Here is an 18897-nt window from a genome sequence, read left to right as displayed (position 1 = left end):
GCCGATGCCGCGCAGCAGGGCCACCGCCACCGGGCAGTCAGGCGGGGTCCGCGGCCCAGATCCTGCGGGCCGCGAGGGCCTTCTTCCGGCTCGCCGCGGCGCTGAGCGAGCGCAGGCCGAAGATCACGCCGACGGACGCGACCGCGCCGAGCTGGATGGCCACCGCCCGGGTGGTGTCGTACGGCCAGCACAGCGGGACGGCCAGGAGCGGCAGCAGCAGGGCGATCCAGGTGGCCACCGGGTTGTTGCGGATCTGCTCGTGGCGGACGAGCGAGGCCAGGCCGGGCAGCAGCTCGGGCGGCACGGTGATGGCCGAGTGCGGCGGCCAGCCGGGCGGGGTCCAGCCGTACGGGGCCTGGACGCGGGCGACCGGGGCCGGGCAGTCCGGGTCGGAGACCGGGTCGCGGAGCCAGGCGAGCCGGCGGCCGGCCTCCGGGCGGGTGTCCCGGACGAAGGTCAGCTTGTGTCCGACGTGGTCGGCGGAGACGGTCCTGAAGGCGTACCCGTGCAGGTGGGCGAGCCAGACCGCGGCGGTGGTGAGCTGCTCGTCGGTGCGGAACGAGACCTCGGGCCGCCCGTCGAAGTGCTGTGCGTACGTGTTCAGGTCCATCTGCTGCGCCCCCCGCGCGTATGCAGAAGGCCCCCCGCATGGTGCGAGGGGCCTTCCGTGTCTGTGCGCCGCCAGGGACTCGAACCCCGGACCCGCTGATTAAGAGTCAGCTGCTCTAACCAACTGAGCTAGCGGCGCCTGCTGACCCGGAGAACATTACACGGGCCGGGCCGATCGGCCGAATCGTGAGCGGGCGGACACGACCGGTGAGCGGGGCCCGGGACGGTGGGCCCCGCTCGGCGGGTGGCGCGGCGGCTACTCGCGGGTACCGGCGATCTCGATGGCTCGGCCGCGGGTGGTGTTCCAGGCGGAGAGCACGGCGGCCACCACGGCGGTGACGGCGCACAGCGCGACCGCCTGCCAGGTCGAGCCCCACGGGACGACGGTCGGGACGTCGCTGATCAGCTTGGTCAGCGACAGCCGCTGGGTGGCGATCACGGCCGCGCCGGCGACCGCGGCGAGGATGGTGCCGATCACCGTGGCGAGCAGCGCCTCGGCGGCGATCACCCGCAGGGTCTGCGCCCGGGTGGCGCCGGCCAGGTTGAGCGCGGCCAGCTCCCGGCGGCGGCCGGCGGCGGCCATCACCAGGGTGTTGGCGACCGAGATCAGCGAGTAGCCGACCGAGATGCCGAGGATGACGGTGGCGGCGGTCTTGGTCTGCTCCTTCTGCTTGGCCTTCAGGGTGTCGTAGTAGACCTGCACCGGCGCGGCCCGGACCGCCTGCTTCTTCAGCGCGGCGGCGACCGAGTCGGCGGTGGTGCCGGGCTGGAGGGTCAGCCAGGCGCGGGTGGGCAGGGCGCCGGAGGCGCGGCTCGCGGAGAGGTAGGTGTCGTCGCCGGCCAGCCCGGTCTGGATGACCGCGGCGATCCGCAGCTTGGTGCTGGTGTTGTCGGGCAGCCAGACGGTGAGGGTCTGGCCGACCGTCAGGTCGTTGCCCTTGGCGGTCTTCTGGTCGACGACGATGAAGTCCTCGCCGAGGTTGTCGGTCGAGCCCTCGACGACCCGCGGGTCGAGCACGCCGCCGGAGCCGAGCGCGGTCGGGGCGACCGCCTGGCCGTTGAGCGAGTCGACGACCCTGCCGTCCTCGGTGCCGATGTAGATGTGGGCCGAGCCGATCACGGTGGCCTTGGCGCCGGGCAGGTTCTCCAGCGCGCTGACGGCGGACCGGTCCAGGGTCTTGCCGCCCTGCGGGAGGACCACGTAGTCGGCCCGGGTCTGCTGCCGGACCTGGTCGATCTTGGTGTGGTCGCCGGCGGCCTGCATGCAGACCATGGCGGCGGTCAGGCCCACGGCCACCACGATCGGGGTGACGGTGGCGGCGGTCCGGCGGCGGCCGTTCAGGGTGTTCTGGCGGACGATCAGCGGACCGGCGCCGAACCGGGAGAGCGGCCAGGTGGCGATCCGGGCGACCGGGCGCAGCAGCACCGGCGCCAGCAGGGCGAGGCCGCCGACGTACAGCAGCGGGACCATGCCGTACTTGCGCGGGTTGACCGCGTAGGTCGGGCTGTCGCCGGCGATCGACCAGCCGGTGGCGACGGCGGCGACCAGCAGGCCGACACCGAGCACCCAGCGGACCGGCGTCATCACCTTGGTGCTGGCCGCCGACTCGCGCAGCGCGGTCACCGGGCGGACCCGGGAGGCGCGCAGCGCCACCGCGACCGCGCCGAGCAGCGCGGAGCCGACGCCCATCAGGAAGGCGATCACCAGCGGGATCGGGTTGAGGCCGATGTGGAACCAGTCGGGCGCGACGTTGTTGTCGATCATCCAGCTGTTCAGCCGGCCCGCGCCGATCGGGCCGAGCACGCAGCCGACCACGGCGGCCGCCAGGCCGATCAGGGCCGCCTCGGCGATCACCATCCGGCGGACCTGCTGCGGGGTGGCGCCGACCAGGCGGAGCAGGGCCAGCTCGCGGCTGCGCTGCTCGACCACGAAGGCGAAGGTGGCGATGACGATGAAGACCGCGACGGAGACCGCGATGCCGCCGGTGGTGGCCGCCATCGACTGGGCGTTGATCAGCGCGTCGGCGCCGCCGGACGGGTCCGGGTCGGCCAGCCGGCGGTCGCCGCCGGAGAGCACCAGCGGGCCGTCGCCCAGCGCGCGGCGCACCGCGTCGGCGGAGGCGTGCACCGCGAGCGCGTTGATGCCGGGGGAGAGCCGGGCCGCCTCGGCGTCGGTGAAGAACACCGGGCTCTCGAACCAGGTGCGCGCGGTGACGCCGCTGACCGTGTACGGGGCGGGGCCGGCCGGGGTGGCGATCAGTACCTGCTTGCCGATCTGGTCGGCTCCGGCGCCGGCCAGCACCACCTGGTGGTCGTCGGCCGGCGCCTGACCGGCCGTCAGGGCGTACGGGGTCAGCGCGGCCGCGGACCAGCCGTGGCCGACCGCGTCGGACGGGCCGCCCTTCCAGGCGGCGTCGAAGGTGCGGTCCTCCACGGTCGCGCCGGCGGCCGCCGCCTTCGCGGCCAGCTCGGCGGGGAGCGCCGCGGGCAGCTCCATCGGGTCGCCGCGCGGATCGGCGGGGACCACGACGGTCTGCGCCCCGCCGAAGCGCTGCGGACCCTCGTGCGGGGTGCCGATGGTGGCGGTCAGGGTGAGCGCCATCATCGCGATCATGCCGGTGCCCAGCGCGAGGGCGATGAACGCGCCGACGAAGCTGACCCAGCGGGTGCGGACGGTGGCGAGGGCGATGCTCAGCACGGCGCGACCTCCGGGGCGGGCGCCTCGTCGGGCTCCAGGTGGGCCATCCGGTTGGCGACGACCTCGACGGTCGGGTGGACGATCTGGTCGACGATCCGGCCGTCGGCGAGGAAGACCACCCGGCCCGCGTACGAGGCGGCGACCGGGTCGTGGGTGACCATGATGATGGTCTGGCCGTTCTCGGCGACGATCCGGCGCAGCAGCGCGAGCACGTCGCGGGAGGTCTTGGTGTCCAGGGCGCCGGTCGGCTCGTCGGCGAACAGCACCTGCGGCTTGGTCACCAGCGCGCGGGCGATCGCCACGCGCTGCTGCTGGCCGCCGGAGAGCTCGGTGGGCAGGTGGTCGGCCCGGCCGGACAGGTTGACGCTCGCCAGCACCCGCTCGACCTCGGTCGGGTCGGGCCGCTGGCCGGCCAGCTTCAGCGGCAGCTCGACGTTCTGACGCGCGGTCAGCGAGGGCAGCAGGTTGAAGGACTGGAAGATGAAGCCGATCCGCTCGCGGCGCAGCTTGGTCAGCGCGGTCTCGGACATCTTCGACGGGTCGGCGCCGGCCAGGCGGATCTCGCCCGCGTCGACCCGGTCCAGGCCCGCCGCGCACTGCAGCAGGGTGGACTTGCCGGAGCCCGAGGGGCCCATGATCGCGGTGAAGGTGCCGGCCGGGAAGTCCAGGCTGACGCCGTCGAGCGCGGTCACCCGGCTGTCGCCGCTGCCGTAGGCCTTGCGTGCCGCGGAGAGACTGACCACTGGTGTGCCGGGTCCGTTCAGCTGATTGTCGAACACATTCCCGCCTTAGGTAGAAGCGCGTCAGCCCGCCGGGGGAGCCGGGCCGGCGTACCCGGTCCTGCCCGACAGCACGCGATCACCACTTCTACGGCACGGATCTATATCGCGCCGATAGTTTCCGCCAGTTCGATTCCCTCCCCCGCATGGGCGGTTGATAGCGGGCGTATAGCGCCGCTGACCAGGCTGGGCGCCGTTCGAATCGGATACGAGAGCGGACGGCCGCGCAGGCGTGGCGGGCCCGCTGGACGACAGGTGAGGAAGTGACCCAACAGCGTTTCCCCGACGGGGCCGCGGACGTCTGGCTGGGCTTGCCCGAGGAGGTCGACGAGCGTGCGCTGGCCGTCCTCTCGGCGGCCGAGCGGAACAGGGTCCGCCTGCTGCGCGGTCCGGCCGCCGCCTCGTACGCGGCGGCGCACCTCGGGCTGCGCCGGATCCTGGGCGGGTACCTCGGTACCGAGCCCGACCAGCTGAAGCTGGGCCGCACGCTCTGCCCGGAGTGCGCCGACCCGGCGCACGGCCCGCCGGCGGTGGTCTGGCCGCGGACCCGGCTGACCTTCAACCTCTCCCGGGCGGACGGCCACTGGCTGCTCGGCGTGAGCGAGGGCTCCCCGATCGGCGTGGACCTGGAGGCGGAGCCGCGGATCGACCCCGAGCTGACCGCCCCGCTGGCGTTCACCGAGCGCGAGCTGGCCCATCTGCGAGGCCTGCCCGCCGAGCGGCAGCGCGAGGCCTTCCTGCGCTGCTGGACCCGGAAGGAGGCGGTGGTGAAGGCGGTCGGCGTCGGGCTGGCCGCCGACCTGACCCGGATCGAGGTCCACCCGGACTTCCCCGGGCCGGTCCTGGTCCGCTATGGCGTCGCCCCCGGGCCGACCGCCTGGACCCTCGAGGAGCCGGACTTCGGTCCGGACCTGCACGCGGCGCTGGCCCGGGTGGACGGCTCCACCGGCCCGGTGCGCACCTTCCGCTACGGCGCCGACCCGCTGCCGCGGGCCGAGGCCCCGCTGCTGGCCGAAGCCGCCTGACAGTGCGGGTGCAGGCCGAATATGGGCCAGCCCGAGAGGCTGTTCGAGAACGGCGGGAACAGCCGAACCCCTTTTCCGTACGAGCGATTTCAGGAGACATCGCGATGAGCGAGCAGACCACCGACAACCGCACCTTCCTCGTCGTGCTGAACGACGAGGAGCAGTACTCGATCTGGGCGGCCGGCCGCGAGATCCCGGCGGGCTGGCGCGCCGAGGGCACCCAGGGCAGCCGCGAGGAGTGCCTGGCCCACATCGACCAGGTCTGGACCGACATGCGCCCGCGCAGCCTGCGCGAGCGGATGGCCGCCGCTGCGAGCTGACCCCCACCTCCCCTCCCGACCGACCCCCGAGGCAAGGCAGACCCCGGGGGTCGGCCTTCTCCACCGAGACCCCTTCACGGACCAGGAGCTCCCTGAGATGAATTCCGAGTCGCAGCCGGGTGCGCCGAAAGACGAGCCCACCCTGATCAGTTCGCTCGTCGCGCGCCAGGCGTCGCTGACTCCGGATGCGGTGGCCGTCGTGGACGGCGACCGTGCGGTGACGTACGCCCAGCTCGACGCGCGGGCCAACCAGCTCGCCCACCACCTGATCCGGCTCGGCGCCGGCCCCGAGTCCCCGGTCGGCGTCTGCCTGTACCGCGGCGCGGACCTGGTGGCGGCGCTGCTCGGGGTCTGGCGGGCCGGCGCGGCGTACGTGCCGTTCACCCCCGACCTGCCGCCGCGCCGGCTCGCCCAGCTGCTCACCGCGAGCGGCGCCGGGCTGGTGCTCACCGAGACCGAGACGGCCGGCACCGTGCGCACTGCCGGGGCCCGCCCGGTGATCGTGGACGCGGTCCGCGCCGAACTGGACGCGCTGCCCGCCGAGGCGCCGGCGGCCCGCGCGCACGCCGACAACGCCGCGTACGTGCTCTACACCTCCGGCTCCACCGGCGAGCCCAAGGGCGTGGTGGTCAGCCACGCCGGTATCGCCAACCGGGTCGCCTGGGCGGTGCGCGCCTGCGGCCTGGGCGCCGCCGACCGGGTGCTGCAGAAGACCACGGTCACCTTCGACGCCCACTGCTGGGAGGTCTTCGCCCCGCTGACCTGCGGCGGCGTGCTGGTGCTGGCGCCGCTCGGCGCGGAGAGCGACCCTGCCGCGATGGTCCGCGCGGTCCGCGAGCAGCAGGTGACGGTCCTCCAGCTGGTGCCCTCGGTGCTGCGCCTGGTGGTCGAGGAGGAGCTGGCCGGGTGCGAGGCGCTGCGGCTGGTCTTCTCGGCCGGCGAGCCGCTCCACCACGAGCTGGTGCAGCGCCTGCTGGAGCGCCTCGGCCGCCCGGTCGAGGTGTGGAACACCTACGGCCCCACCGAGTGCTCGATCGACATCACCGCGCACAAGGTGGACACCGCGCTCGCGGCCGGCCCCGTCCCGATCGGCCGTCCGATCTCCGGGATGCGCGTGCTGGTCGTCGACCGCGGCGGCAACCCGGTCGGCCCGGGCACCCCCGGCGAGCTGCTGGCCGGCGGCGTGGGCGTGGCCCGCGGCTACCTCGGCCGGCCCGGCCAGACCGCGGCGGCCTTCGTCCCCGACCCGTTCGCCACCGACGGCTCCCGGCTCTACCGCACCGGCGACCGGGTCCGCTGGCGCCGCGACGGGCAGCTGGAGTACCTCGGCCGGATCGACGACCAGGTCAAGATCAACGGCGTCCGGATCGAGCCCGCCGAGATCGAGCACGTGCTGCTCGGCCACCCGCAGGTCGCCGCTGCCGCGGTCGCCGCGTACGAGGCCGCCGACGGCGCCAAGCGGCTCGCCGCCTACCTGGTCGCCCGCGACGGGCTGGACCTCGCCGAGCTGCGCGGCCACCTCGCCCAGCGCCTGACCACCCCGCAGATCCCCGGCACCTTCGTGCTGCTGGAGAAGCTGCCGCTCGGCCCGACCGGCAAGGTCGACCGCCGCGCCCTGCCCGCGCCCGGCTCGCTGGACGCGGCCGGCCGCCCGGTGCACCGCGCCCCGGTCAGCACCGCCGAGCAGGCTGTCGCCGCCGTCTGGCGCGAGGTTCTCAAGCTCGACCGGGTCGGCCTGGACGACGACTTCTTCCAGCTCGGCGGCACCTCGCTGCAGCTGACCCGGCTGGTCTCCCGGCTCCGCGCCGCGACCGGCTCCACCGTGCAGCTGCGCGGCTTCTTCACCGCCACCACGCTCGCCGCGCAGGCCGAGCTGCTCTCCGCGGACCTGCCCACCGGCCCGCGCCCGGTCGGCCGGGCCGGCCACCTGCCGGTCTCCTACGGGCAGCGCCGGCTCTGGTTCTCCGAGCGGATGAACCCCGGCGGGCCCGAGTGGGTCGCCGCCGTGGTGCTCCGCCCGGCCGCCGGCGCCACCGACGCCGAGGTCTCGCACGCCCTGGACGCCCTGGTCGAGCGGCACGAGGCGCTGCGCACCCGCTTCCCGCTGGTCGACGGCGAGCCCGTCCAGCTGATCGACCCGCCGGCGCCGGTGATCCTGCGCCGCGCGGTCGCCGCCGACCGCGAGCAGGCCACCGAGGTGTTCCACCGGATGCTCGGAGAGGACCAGGCGATCGGCTTCGACCTGGCGAGCGGCCCGCTGTTGCGCGCCGTCCTGGTCCGCCGGCCCGACGGCGAGTCGCTGCTCGGCATCGCGCTGCACCACATCGCCACCGACGGCTGGTCCACCGCCGTCCTGGAGCGCGAGTTCCACGAGCTGCTGGCCGCCCACCGCGAGGGCCGGCTGCCCGAGCTGCCGCAGCTGCCGGTGCAGTACGCCGACTACGCGGTCTGGCAGCTGGAGCAGCTCGGCGAGGAGGCCCTGGGCCGCGAACTCGCCCACTGGACCGGCGAGCTGGCCGGCCTGGAGCCGCTGCAGCTGCACACCGACCTGCCCCGCCCGGCGGTCCGCGACGGCCGCGGCTCGGTGGTCCCGTTCGCGGTGCCCGCCGAGGTCGCCGGCCCGCTGCTGGCCCTCGGCCGCAGCCGCGGCGCCACCCCGTTCATGACCCTGCTCACCGCGTACGCCACCGTGCTCGGCCGCTGGACCGGCCAGTGGGACCTGGCGATCGGCACCCCGGTCGCGGGCCGCGACGTGCCCGAGGTGGAGCACGTGGTCGGCTTCTTCCTCAACAGCCTGGTGCTGCGCTGCGACCTGGACCGTGCCGCCTCCTTCGAGCAGGCGCTGGCCTCGGTCCGCCGTACCGCCACCACCGCCTTCGCCCACCAGCAGATGCCCTTCGACCGGCTGGTCGAGGAGCTCGCCCCCGAGCGCGACCTGGCCCGCACCCCGCTCTTCCAGGTCGCCTTCGACCTGCACGACGGCGAGTTCAACGGCCTGATCGGCGACGACGACGACCTCGAACTGCTGCGCCGGATGTGGCAGGCCACCCACACCGACCTGACCCTGGTGCTGCGCGTCCAGCCGGACGGCTCGCTGGTCGGCGGCCTGGAGTACGACACCGCCCTGTTCACCGAGGCGACCGTGGCCCGGATGGCCGGCCACTTCCGCACGGTGCTCGCGGCGGCCGCCGCCGACCCGGACGGCGCGCTGGAGGAGCTGGAGCTGCTCGCCGACGGCGAGGCCGCCGAGCTGGAGCGCTGGAGCACCGCGCCCGGCGAGCAGCCGGCCCGCTCGGTCCTGGAGTCCTTCGAGCTCGCCGCCGCCGAGCGGCCCGAGGCCGTCGCGGTGGCCGGTCCCGGCTTCGCGGTGAGCTACCGGGAGCTGGCCGAGCGCTCCGACCGCCTCGCCCGGCACCTGGCCGGCCTCGGCGTCGGCCCGGAGTCCCTGGTCGGCGTGCTGCTGGACCGCGGCCCGGACCTGTTCACCGCCCTGCTGGGCATCTGGAAGGCCGGCGGCGCCTACCTGCCGCTGGACCCGTCCTTCCCGGCCGAGCGGATCGAGCGGATGCTCACCGAGGGCCGCGCGGCCGCCGTGGTCACCGGCCACGGCCACGCCGGGCGGATCACCGCCGGAGCGCACCTGGTCGACCTGGACCGCGACGCCGAGGCGATCGCGGCCCACCCGGCCACCACCCCGGCCGTCGAGCGCGACCTCGACACCCTGGCGTACGCCATCTTCACCTCCGGCTCCACCGGCCGCCCCAAGGGCGTCGCCGTCACCCACCGCGGCCTGGCCAACCACGTCGCCTGGGCCGCCGCCGAACTGGTCGGCGCGGGTACCGGCGGCGGGGCGCTGTTCTCCTCGCACGCCTTCGACCTGGTCGTCCCCAACCTGTGGGCGCCGCTCACCGTCGGCCAGCGGGTCTGGGTGCTGCCGCAGGACCAGGACGGCGCCAAGCTGGGCGCCGAGCTGGTCGCGGCCGGCCCGTTCAGCTTCCTCAAGCTGACCCCCGGCCACCTGGAGATCCTCGGCCACCAGGTCACCGAGGCCGAGGCCGCCGAGCTGGCCGGCGTGGTGGTGGTCGCGGGCGAGGCGCTCTCCGGCGCCCTCGCCGACCGCTGGGCCGGCCTGCTCGGCCCGGACCGCCTGGTCAACGAGTACGGCCCGACCGAGGCCTCGGTCGGCACCTGCATCCTGCCGCTCACCGCGCCGGTCACCGCCGCCACGGTGCCGATCGGCCGCCCGCTGCCCGGCATGGTGATGCGCGTCCTGGACGAGCGGCTGCGCCCGGTCCCGGCCGGGGTCCGCGGCGAACTGTACGTCGGCGGCACCGGCGTGGCCCGCGGCTACCTCAACCGTCCCGGCCTGACCGCCGAGCGCTTCCTGCCCGACCCGTACGGCGCCCCCGGTGACCGGCTCTACCGCACCGGCGACATCGCCCGGGTGCTGGACGGCGGCGTGGTCGACTTCCTCGGCCGCGGCGACGACCAGGTGAAGATCCGCGGCTACCGGGTGGAGCTCGGCGAGATCCGCGCCGTCCTGCTGGACCATCCGCAGGTGACCGACGCCGTGGTGGTGCCGCTGCGCCGCCCGTCCGGCGACACCGCGCTGGCCGCCTACGTGGTCGGCGGGGCCGAGGAGCTGGCCGCGCACTGCGCCGGCCGGCTGCCCGACTACATGGTGCCGACCAGCTTCACCACGATGGCCGCGCTGCCGCTGAACGCCAACGGCAAGGTCGACAAGGGCCGGCTGCCCGACCCGGCGGAGACCGCCCCCGAGGGCCCGGTCGCCCCGCGCGACGAGGTCGAGCAGGCCATCGCCGACCTGTGGGCCTACCTGCTGGACACCGACCGGATCGGCGTCCACGACAACTTCTTCTACATCGGCGGCAACTCCATCCTGGCGATCCGTCTGATCGCCCAGCTGCAGGAGCTGTTCCAGCTCGACCTCCCGGTGCGGGTGGTCTTCGAGTCCCCGACCGTGGCCGGCCTGGCCCGCGACATCGAGGACCGGATCCGCGCCGAGATCGACCAGCTCTCCGACGCCGAGCTGGCCGCCGCCACCGACTCTCTCCCGAAGGAGCCCCACGCATGACCGCCGACGCCCTGCGCGAGCAGCTGCTGCGCCAGCGCCTGGCCGGACGCCGTACCGCCCGGCCGGCGGCCGAGGGCATCGGCCGCGCCGACCGCACCGCCCCGCTGCCGCTCGGCCACGGCCAGCAGCAGATGTGGTTCCTGAACCGCCTGGAGCCGGAGAGCAACGAGTACCTGGTGCCGTTCGCCCTGCGGCTGACCGGCCCGCTGGACCGCGCCGCCCTCCAGGACGCCTGGCAGCGCACCCTGGACCGGCACGAGATCCTGCGCACCCGCTACGCCGGGACCGGCCGCGAGCCCGTCCAGCTGATCGACCCGCCGGCCCCGGTGGAGCTGGAGCTGGTCGACCTGTCCCGGATCCCCGCCGGGCGCCGCGAGGCCGAGGCGCTGGAGCAGGCCGGCGCGGTGCTCTCCGCGCCGTTCGACCTGGCCGCCCAGTGGCCGGTGCGCGGCCGCCTGCTCCGGCTCGCCGAGCAGGAGCACGTGCTGGCCGTGGTCTTCCACCACATCGCCTGCGACGCCTGGTCCACCGGCGTGTTCGGCGCCGACCTCGGCGAGTTCTACTCCGCCGCGGTCGAGGGCCGCACCGCCGCCCCGCGGCCGGTCGAGCTGCAGTACGCCGACTACGCCGTGTGGCAGCGCGAGAAGCTCACCGGCGCCGAGCTGGAGCGCCAACTCGCCTACTGGCGCGAGCAGCTGGCCGGCGTCACCGCCACCGAGCTGCCCGCCGACCGGCCCCGCCCGGCGATCCGCAGCCACGCCGGCGGCGAGCACACCTTCCCGCTGGACGCCGAACTCGCCGCTCCGCTGCGCGAGTTGGCCGCCTCGCTGAACACCACCCCGTACACCGTGCTGCTCACCGCCTTCCAGGCGCTGGTCTCCCGCTGGACCGGCGGCCGGGACGTCCCGGTCGGCACCGTGGTCTCCGGCCGCGGCCGCGCCGAGCTGCAGCACCTGATCGGCTACTGCATCAACAGCGTCGTGGTGCGCGGCCGCTGGGAGGGCGACCCGCTCTTCTCCGAGCTGGTCGAGGCCGGCCGGGACGCGCTGCTCGCCGCCTTCGACCACCAGCAGGTGCCGTTCGCCCAGCTGGTCGCCGACCTCGCCCCCGAGCGCGACCTCTCCCGCACCCCGCTGTACCAGGTCGCCTTCACCATGCACGAGGAGCGCCTCGGCGCCTTCGCGTTCAGCGGCCTGACCGCCGGGCGCTTCGGCGAGGGCGACGGCGTCGCCAAGGTCGACCTCACCCTGCAGGTCCTCACCAACCCCGACGGCACGCTCAGCGGCCAGTTCCTGTACGCCACCGCGCTGTTCGACCCGGAGACGGTCGAGCGGTTCGCCGGCCACTTCAACCGGCTGCTGGCCTCCGCGCTGGCCGAGCCGGGCCGCCGGCTCTCCGAGCTGGCGCTGCTGGACGAGGCCGAGCTGGCCACCGTCACCGAGCGGCCCGCCCCGGGCGCCGAGGACACCGGCACCGCCCACGCGCTGTTCGAGCAGTGGGCCGCGCGCACCCCCGACGCCCCGGCGGTCACCGCCGGCGGCACCACCCTGAGCTACCGCGAGCTCAACGAGAAGGCCAACCGCATCGCGCACTTCCTGCGCGCCCGCGGCGCCGGACCGGACCGCCTGGTCGGCATCTGCCTGGAGCGCGGCGCGGACCTGATGCCCGCCCTGCTCGGCGTCCTCAAGTCCGGCGCCGGCTACCTGCCGCTGGACCCGGCCGCCCCCGACGAGCGCCTGACGTACGTGCTCACCGACGCCCGCGCCGAGGTGCTGCTGACCACCGCCGACCTGGCGGAGCGGCTGGGCGGCGCCTTCACCGGCCAGGTGGTCGCGGTGGACGACGCCGAGACCTTCGCAGACTTCCCGGCCGACGACCCGGCGGCGACCGCCGTCGCGGACAACCTGATCTACACCATCTACACCTCCGGCTCCACCGGCCGCCCCAAGGGCGTCGCGCTCTCCCACCGCAACGTGGTCCGGCTGATGACCACCGCCGCCGGGCACTACGGCTTCGGCCCCGGCGACACCTCCTCGATGACCCACTCGTACGCCTTCGACGTGTCGGTCTTCGAGATGTGGGCCGCGCTGGCCTTCGGCGGCACCCTGCTGGTCGTCCCCACCGAGACCACCCGCTCGCCCGAGGAACTGCTCGACCTGCTCGCCGAGCAGCGCGTCACCGTCCTCTCGCAGACCCCGACCGCGTTCCGCGCGCTGGTCTCGGCCGCCGCCGACGGCGACCCGCGGATCGAGCGGCTGGCGGTCCGGGCCGTGGTGTTCGCCGGCGAGAAGCTGGAGATCCCGGAGCTCGCCCCCTGGGTCGAGCGGATCGGCCTGGAGCGCACCGCGCTGGTCAACATGTACGGCATCACCGAGACCACGGTGCACACCACCTACCACCGGATCGGCGCCGCCGACCTGGCCGGCACCGCGGGCAACGCGATCGGCCGTCCGCTCGCCGACCTCGCCGTCCGGCTGCTCGACCGGGACGGCAACCTCGTCCCGGTCGGCGTCGCGGGCGAGATCCACGTGGCCGGACCGGGCGTGGCCCGCGGCTACGTCAACCAGCCCGGCCTGACCGCCGAGCGCTTCGTGCCGGACCCGTGGGGCCCGGCCGGCTCCCGGATGTACCGCTCCGGCGACCTGGCCCGCCGGCTGCCCGACGGCTCGCTGGAGTTCCTCGGCCGGATCGACGACCAGGTGAAGATCCGCGGCTACCGGATCGAGCTGGGCGAGATCCAGGCGGTGCTGGCCGCCCACCCGGCCGTCCGGCAGGCCGCCGTCCTGGTCCGCGAGGACCAGCCCGGCGACAAGCAGCTGGTCGCCTACCTGGTCGCCGAGGACGGCACCGTCCCGGCGCCCGAGGAGCTGGCCGCGCACGCCGCCGTCGCCCTGCCCGGCTACATGGTCCCGGCCGCCTACGTGCTGCTGGAGGCGCTGCCGCTGACCGTCAACGGCAAGCTCGACAAGCGCGCCCTGCCCGCCCCCGGCCGCTCCGCGCTGCGCGGCCGGCGCGGCTACCAGGCCCCGCGCACCCTCTCCGAGCAGCGGATGGCCGCCGTCTGGCAGTCCGTCCTGGGCCTGGAGCGGGTCGGCGTCGAGGACTCCTTCTTCGACCTCGGCGGCGACTCGATCCGCGCCGTCGCCCTGGTCGGCGCGCTGCGCGCCGAGGGCTTCGACGTGGCCGTGCGCGACGTCTTCCTGCACCGCACGGTGGCCGCGCTGGCCTCCTTCGCCGCGGGCCGGGCGGTGCTCGGCGAGGAGCACGGCATCGAGCCGTTCGCGCTGATCACCTCGGCCGACCGGGCCGAGCTGCCGGCCGGCGTCACCGACGCGTACCCGCTGTCGCAGAACCAGATCGGCATGCTGGTCGAGATGCTGGCCGACGACGGCCGCAACCTCTACCACAACGTCACCACCTTCCGGATCAACGACCCGGCGCCGTTCGACGCCGCCGCCTTCGAGGCGGCCGGCGCGGTGGTGGTGGAGCGCCACGAGATCCTGCGCACCGCGATCCACCTGACCGGCTACTCCGAGCCGCTGCAGCTGGTGCACGCCGGCGCGGTGCTGCCCTTCGGCCACCGCACGCTGACCGGGCTGTCGAAGGACGACCTGGCCGCCGAGCTCCAGCGGTTCACCGCCGCCCAGCGCGGCGAGCTGTTCGACCTGGCGACCCCCTCGCTGATGCGCTTCCACATCCACGACACCGCCGACGGCGGCTACTGGATCTCGGTGACCGAGTGCCACCCGATCCTGGAGGGCTGGTCCCACCACTCGCTGCTGATGGAGCTGCTCGGCGTCTACCGCTCGCTGCGCGAGGGCGGGCCGGTGGAGCCCTTCCACCCGGCGCCGATCCGCTTCGCCGACTTCATCGCCGCCGAGCGCGCCTCGCTGGAGTCCGCCGAGGACCAGGCGTACTGGCGCGGCGTGGTGGAGGACTCCGCCCGCTTCGAGCTGCCGGCCGGCTGGGGCGACCCGCAGGCCGGGGAGGACTCCGCCAAGATCCAGACCGAGGTGTCCTGGGCCGACCTGGAGGACGGCCTGCGCGAGCTCGCCGCCCGGGCCGACGCCTCGCTGAAGAGCGTGATGGTCGCCGCGTACGCCAAGGTGATGAGCCGGCTCACCGACGCCGACTCGACGTACGTCGGCCTGGTCTGCGACGCCCGGCCCGAGGCGCTCGGCGCCGACCGGGTGTACGGCATGTACCTCAACACCGTGCCGTTCACCGTCGACCGCACCCCCGGCAGCTGGCTGGAGCTGGTGCGCCGCACCTTCGACCGCGAGGTCGCGATGTGGCCGCACCGCCGCCACCCGATGCCGGCCATCACCCGCGCGGCGGGCGGCGGCCGCCGCCTGGTGGACGTCTTCTTCAACTACCAGGACTTCCACCAGCTGGACTCCGGCCTGATCGGCCTGGAGGGCAGCGACGACAGCCCGACCGAGTTCCCGCTGACCATCTCCTCGCGGGCCGGCCACGTCATCCTCACCGCCGACCCGCGGGTGCTCTCCGCGCAGGCCTGCGCCCGGATCGCCGCGATGTTCCGCGAGGTGCTGGCCGCGATGGCCGGCGACCCGGACGGCGACTCCACCGCCGACCTGCTCCCCGCGGACGAGCGCCGCCGGCTGACCGAGGAGCTGGCCGTCACCCCCGGCACCGCGCCGACCCGCTCCGTGCCGGCCGCCGTCGAGGCCGCGCTGGCCGCCGACCCGGCGGGCATCGCGATCCGCGCCCACGGCTGCGAGCCGGAGGTGCTGACCAACGCCGAGCTGGACGCCCGGGCCAACCGCCTGGCGCACCGGCTGAAGGCGCTCGGCGCCGGCCCCGAGCGGGTCGTCGCCGTCCAGCTGGCCCGCGGCCCGGAGCTGCTGGTCGCCCTGCTGGCCGCCTGGAAGACGGGCGCGGCGTACCTGCCGATCGACCCGGCCGCGCCCGCGGCGCGCGTCGCCTACCTGCTGTCCGACGCCGACGCGGTCGCCCTGGTCGGTGAGGGCACGCACGCCGTCCCGACGGTGCGGGTCGCCGACGCGGACGGCGAGAGCGCCGCACCGATCGCGCTCACCGAGGACCTGGACCGGCTGGCGTACGTCATCTACACCTCCGGCTCCACCGGGCAGCCCAAGGGCGTGCAGATCTCGCACCGCGCGCTGGCCGGCTACCTGGAGTTCGCGGCCGCCGACTACCTGGCCGACAACCGGGGCGGCGCGGCGCTGTTCTCCTCGGTCGCCTTCGACCTGGTCGTCCCCACCCTGTGGGTGCCGCTGGCCCACGGTCGCCCGGTGCACGTCTTCCCGGACACCCTGGACCCGGCCGACCTGGGCCGGGCCCTCACCGAGGCCGGCCCGTTCGACTTCCTCAAGCTGACGCCCGGCCACCTGGAGATGCTGGAGCGCCAGTTCGGCGACGGCGCCCCCGGCCTGGCGCCCACCCTGGTGGTCGGCGGCGAGGCACTGACCGCGCGCACCGCCGTCCGCTGGTGCGAACTGCTCGGCGGCGCCCGGGTGGTGAACGAGTACGGCCCGACCGAGGCGACCGTCGGCAACGCGGTGCACGCCGTGACCGGCCCGATCGAGCAGGAGGTCGTCCCGATCGGCCGGCCGATCCCCGGCACCTCGATGTACGTGCTCGACGAGCAGCTGCGCCCGGTCCCGGCCGGCGTGGCAGGCGAGCTGTACATCGGCGGCGCCCACCTGGCCCGCGGCTACCTCGGCCGCCCCGGCATGACCGCCGAGCGCTTCGTCCCGGACCCGTACGGCGCCCCCGGCGCCCGGCTGTACCGCACCGGCGACCTGGTGCGGATCCTGGCCGACGGCGCCGCCGACTTCCTCGGCCGCCGCGACGACCAGGTGAAGGTCCGCGGCTACCGGATCGAGCTCGCCGAGATCGAGTCGGTGCTGACCGGCCACCCGGCCGTGGTCGAGGCCCGGGTGCTGGTGTCGGGCGGCGCGCTGGTCGCGTACGTGGTCGGCGAGACCGCCGGACTGGCCGAGCACGTCGCCGGGTTCCTGCCCGAGTACATGGTGCCGGGCGCGTTCGTGGCACTGCAGCGGATGCCGCTGACCGCCAACGGCAAGCTCGACCGGGCCGCGCTGCCCGCCGTCGACGGCGCCGCCGTCGCCCGCACCGGGTACGTCGCCCCGCGCGACGCGCTGGAGGAGCGGATCACCGCCGTCTGGCAGTCCGTCCTGGGCCTGGAGCGGGTCGGCGTCGAGGACTCCTTCTTCGACCTCGGCGGCGACTCCATCCGCGCCGTCTCGCTGGTCGGCGCGCTGCGCGCCGACGGCCTGGACGCCGGTGTGCGCGACGTCTTCGCGCACCGCACCCCGGCCGGCCTGGCCGCGGTCCTGGCCTCCCGCGGCGAGGCCGTGGCGACCCGCCTGGTCGAGCCCTTCCAGCTGGTCACCGCGGCCGACCGGGCGCTGCTCCCGGAGGGCCTGGCGGACGCCTACCCGCTCTCCCAGAACCAGCTCGGCATGCTGGTCGAGACGCTCGCCTCGGACAGCGGCAACACCTACCTGGACGTCGCCTCCTTCCTGATCGGCGACGACAAGCCGTTCGCCTTCCCGGCCTTCCGCGAGGCGGTCCGGCTGGTGGGGGAGCGGCACGACATCCTGCGCACCTCGTTCAGGCTCACCGGCCTCTCGGTGCCGATGCAGCTGGTCCACCGCGAGGTGGAGATCGAGACCGGGCTGTCCGACATCAGCGACCTGACCGCCGAGCTGCAGCAGATCGAGCTGGAGTGCTTCGTCGCCGACGAGCAGAACCGGGTCTTCGACGTCCACGCCCCGCGGCCGATGCTGAGGATCTTCGTGCACGTCCACGGCGCCGACGCCTGGCGCTGCACCTTCACCAAGAGCCACGCCACGCTGGACGGTTGGAGCTACCACCTGTTCCTGCGCGAGCTGATCGCGGTCTACCGCGAGCTGCGCGACGGCCTGCCGGTCACCGGCGGCGAGGCGGGCGGCGCCCGGTTCGCCGACTCGATCGGCGCCGAGCTGGCCGCCCTCGGCTCGGCCGGCACCCGCGACTACTGGCAGACGGTGGTGGACGGCAACGCCCGGCTGGAGCTGCCGACCGTCTGGCGCGGCGACCTCGCCGCCCCGGCCGGCCGGGTCCGCTCGGGCCTGCGCTTCGCCGACCTGACGCCCGGCCTGAAGGCCGCCGCCGCGGCGGCCGGCGTCTCGATGAAGAGCGTGCTGCTGACCGCGCACCTCAAGGTGCTCGGCCAGCTCACCCACGAGACCCCGTTCCACACCGGCGTGGTCTGCCACACCCGCCCGGAGGCCCCGGGCGCGGACCGGCTGCTCGGCATGCTGCTGAACACCGTCCCGTTCGCCTTCCGTCCCGGCGCCCCGACCTGGCGCGAGCTGGTCCGCGAGGTGTACGAGGCCGAGGCCGCGATGTGGGCGCACCGGCACTTCCCGATGCCCGCCATCCAGGCCGACCTGGCCGGCGGCAACCGCCTGGTCGACGCCTTCTTCTCGTACCTCGACTTCGGCGACCTGGAGGCCGAGGACATCGCCTCCGGCACCACCGGACTCAACACCAGCTCCACCGAGTTCGGCCTGGGCGTCACCACGCTCGACGACATCCTCACCATCCGCACCAGCACCCACACCATGACCCAGGAGCACGCCGACCGGCTGGCCGGCATGTACCGGGCCGTGCTCGCGGCGATCGCCGCCGACGTGGACGGCGACGCCCGGGCGACCTACCTGCCCGAGGGCGAGGCCCAGTGGCTGTGGGAGCAGGCGCCGGGCCGCGAGGCCGACTTCGGCGGCCTGACCACGCCGGAGCGGATCGCCGCGCAGGCGGCGGCCACCCCGGACGCGGTGGCCGTGGTCGCCGGCGGTGTCGAGGTGACGTACGCCCAGCTGATCGGCCGGGCCGACGTGGTCGCCGAGCGGCTGCGCGCGGTCGGCGTCGGTACGGGCTCCGTGGTCGGCGTGGTGCTCGACCGGGGCGTGGACCTGCTGGCCGGCTTCCTCGGCGTCTGGCGCGCGGGCGCGGCGTACCTGCCGCTCGACCCGACCTACCCGGTCAAGCGTCTGGCCACTACCCTGGCGGACGCCTCGGCGGCGGCCCTGCTCACCGAGCACCCCTACGACGGCAAGCTGGGAGGCCTCTTCGATGGTCCTGTCGTATCTGCGGCGGCGGACGCTGCTGCTCTGGACACGCCGCCGGCCGCCGCTCCGGCGCCCGTCGACCCGGACGCTCTCGCCTATGTGATCTACACCTCGGGGTCGACGGGTCGGCCGAAGGGTGTGGAGGTGACGCACGCGGGTCTGGTGAACCACCTGGGGTGGGCGGCGGAGGAGTTGTGCGTCGCGCCGGGCGGTTCGGCGGTGTTCTCGTCGGTGGCGTTCGACCTGGT

At 74.9% G+C, this 18897-nt stretch carries 7 protein-coding genes and 1 tRNA gene; 4 read left to right on the top strand and 4 right to left on the bottom strand.

Features of this window, described 5'->3' with window-relative positions:
- Nucleotides 1–37: 37 nt before the first annotated feature.
- The 4 genes from ACGFX4_RS28620 to ACGFX4_RS28605 all read right to left on the bottom strand — a co-directional run bounded on the left by ACGFX4_RS28620 (nucleotide 38) and on the right by ACGFX4_RS28605 (nucleotide 4086).
- Nucleotides 38–610: a hypothetical protein gene (locus tag ACGFX4_RS28620; RefSeq protein WP_393080192.1), complete on the bottom strand. Its 573-nt coding sequence runs from the start codon at nucleotides 608–610 to the stop codon at nucleotides 38–40.
- 64 nt (nucleotides 611–674) lie between these two features.
- A tRNA-Lys gene (locus ACGFX4_RS28615) sits at nucleotides 675–748 on the bottom strand.
- A 117-nt stretch (nucleotides 749–865) separates the two neighbouring features.
- Nucleotides 866–3307, bottom strand: a complete 2442-nt coding sequence (locus tag ACGFX4_RS28610; protein WP_393080189.1) for an FtsX-like permease family protein — start codon at nucleotides 3305–3307, stop codon at nucleotides 866–868.
- The gene (locus tag ACGFX4_RS28605; RefSeq protein WP_393080186.1) at nucleotides 3301–4086 is read right to left on the bottom strand and encodes an ABC transporter ATP-binding protein; all 786 of its coding nucleotides are present in this window, start codon (nucleotides 4084–4086) and stop codon (nucleotides 3301–3303) included. Before ACGFX4_RS28605 ends, ACGFX4_RS28610 begins: the two co-directional genes overlap by 7 nt.
- 263 nt (nucleotides 4087–4349) lie before the next feature.
- Between ACGFX4_RS28605 and ACGFX4_RS28600 the strand changes: the two genes are divergently transcribed.
- The 4 genes from ACGFX4_RS28600 to ACGFX4_RS28585 all read left to right on the top strand — a co-directional run.
- Entirely contained in the window at nucleotides 4350–5111 is a 762-nt protein-coding gene (locus tag ACGFX4_RS28600) for a 4'-phosphopantetheinyl transferase family protein (RefSeq protein WP_393080183.1), read from the top strand.
- A gap of 104 nt (nucleotides 5112–5215) precedes the next feature.
- Nucleotides 5216–5431: an MbtH family protein gene (locus ACGFX4_RS28595; RefSeq protein WP_393080180.1), complete on the top strand. Its 216-nt coding sequence runs from the start codon at nucleotides 5216–5218 to the stop codon at nucleotides 5429–5431.
- Nucleotides 5432–5528: 97 nt separating this feature from the next.
- Nucleotides 5529–10526: an amino acid adenylation domain-containing protein gene (locus tag ACGFX4_RS28590; RefSeq protein ID WP_393080177.1), complete on the top strand. Its 4998-nt coding sequence runs from the start codon at nucleotides 5529–5531 to the stop codon at nucleotides 10524–10526.
- Nucleotides 10523–18897: amino acid adenylation domain-containing protein (locus tag ACGFX4_RS28585; protein WP_393080174.1), on the top strand; the 8375-nt coding region annotated here is incomplete at its 3' end. The genes ACGFX4_RS28590 and ACGFX4_RS28585, both read left to right, overlap by 4 nt.

Origin of the sequence: Kitasatospora sp. NPDC048365 (genome assembly GCF_043200835.1) — a bacterium.
Lineage (GTDB): Bacteria > Actinomycetota > Actinomycetes > Streptomycetales > Streptomycetaceae > Kitasatospora > Kitasatospora terrestris.
The sequence above is the reverse complement of the archived record's forward strand: the minus strand, read 5'-3'. Positions and strand labels throughout refer to the sequence as shown.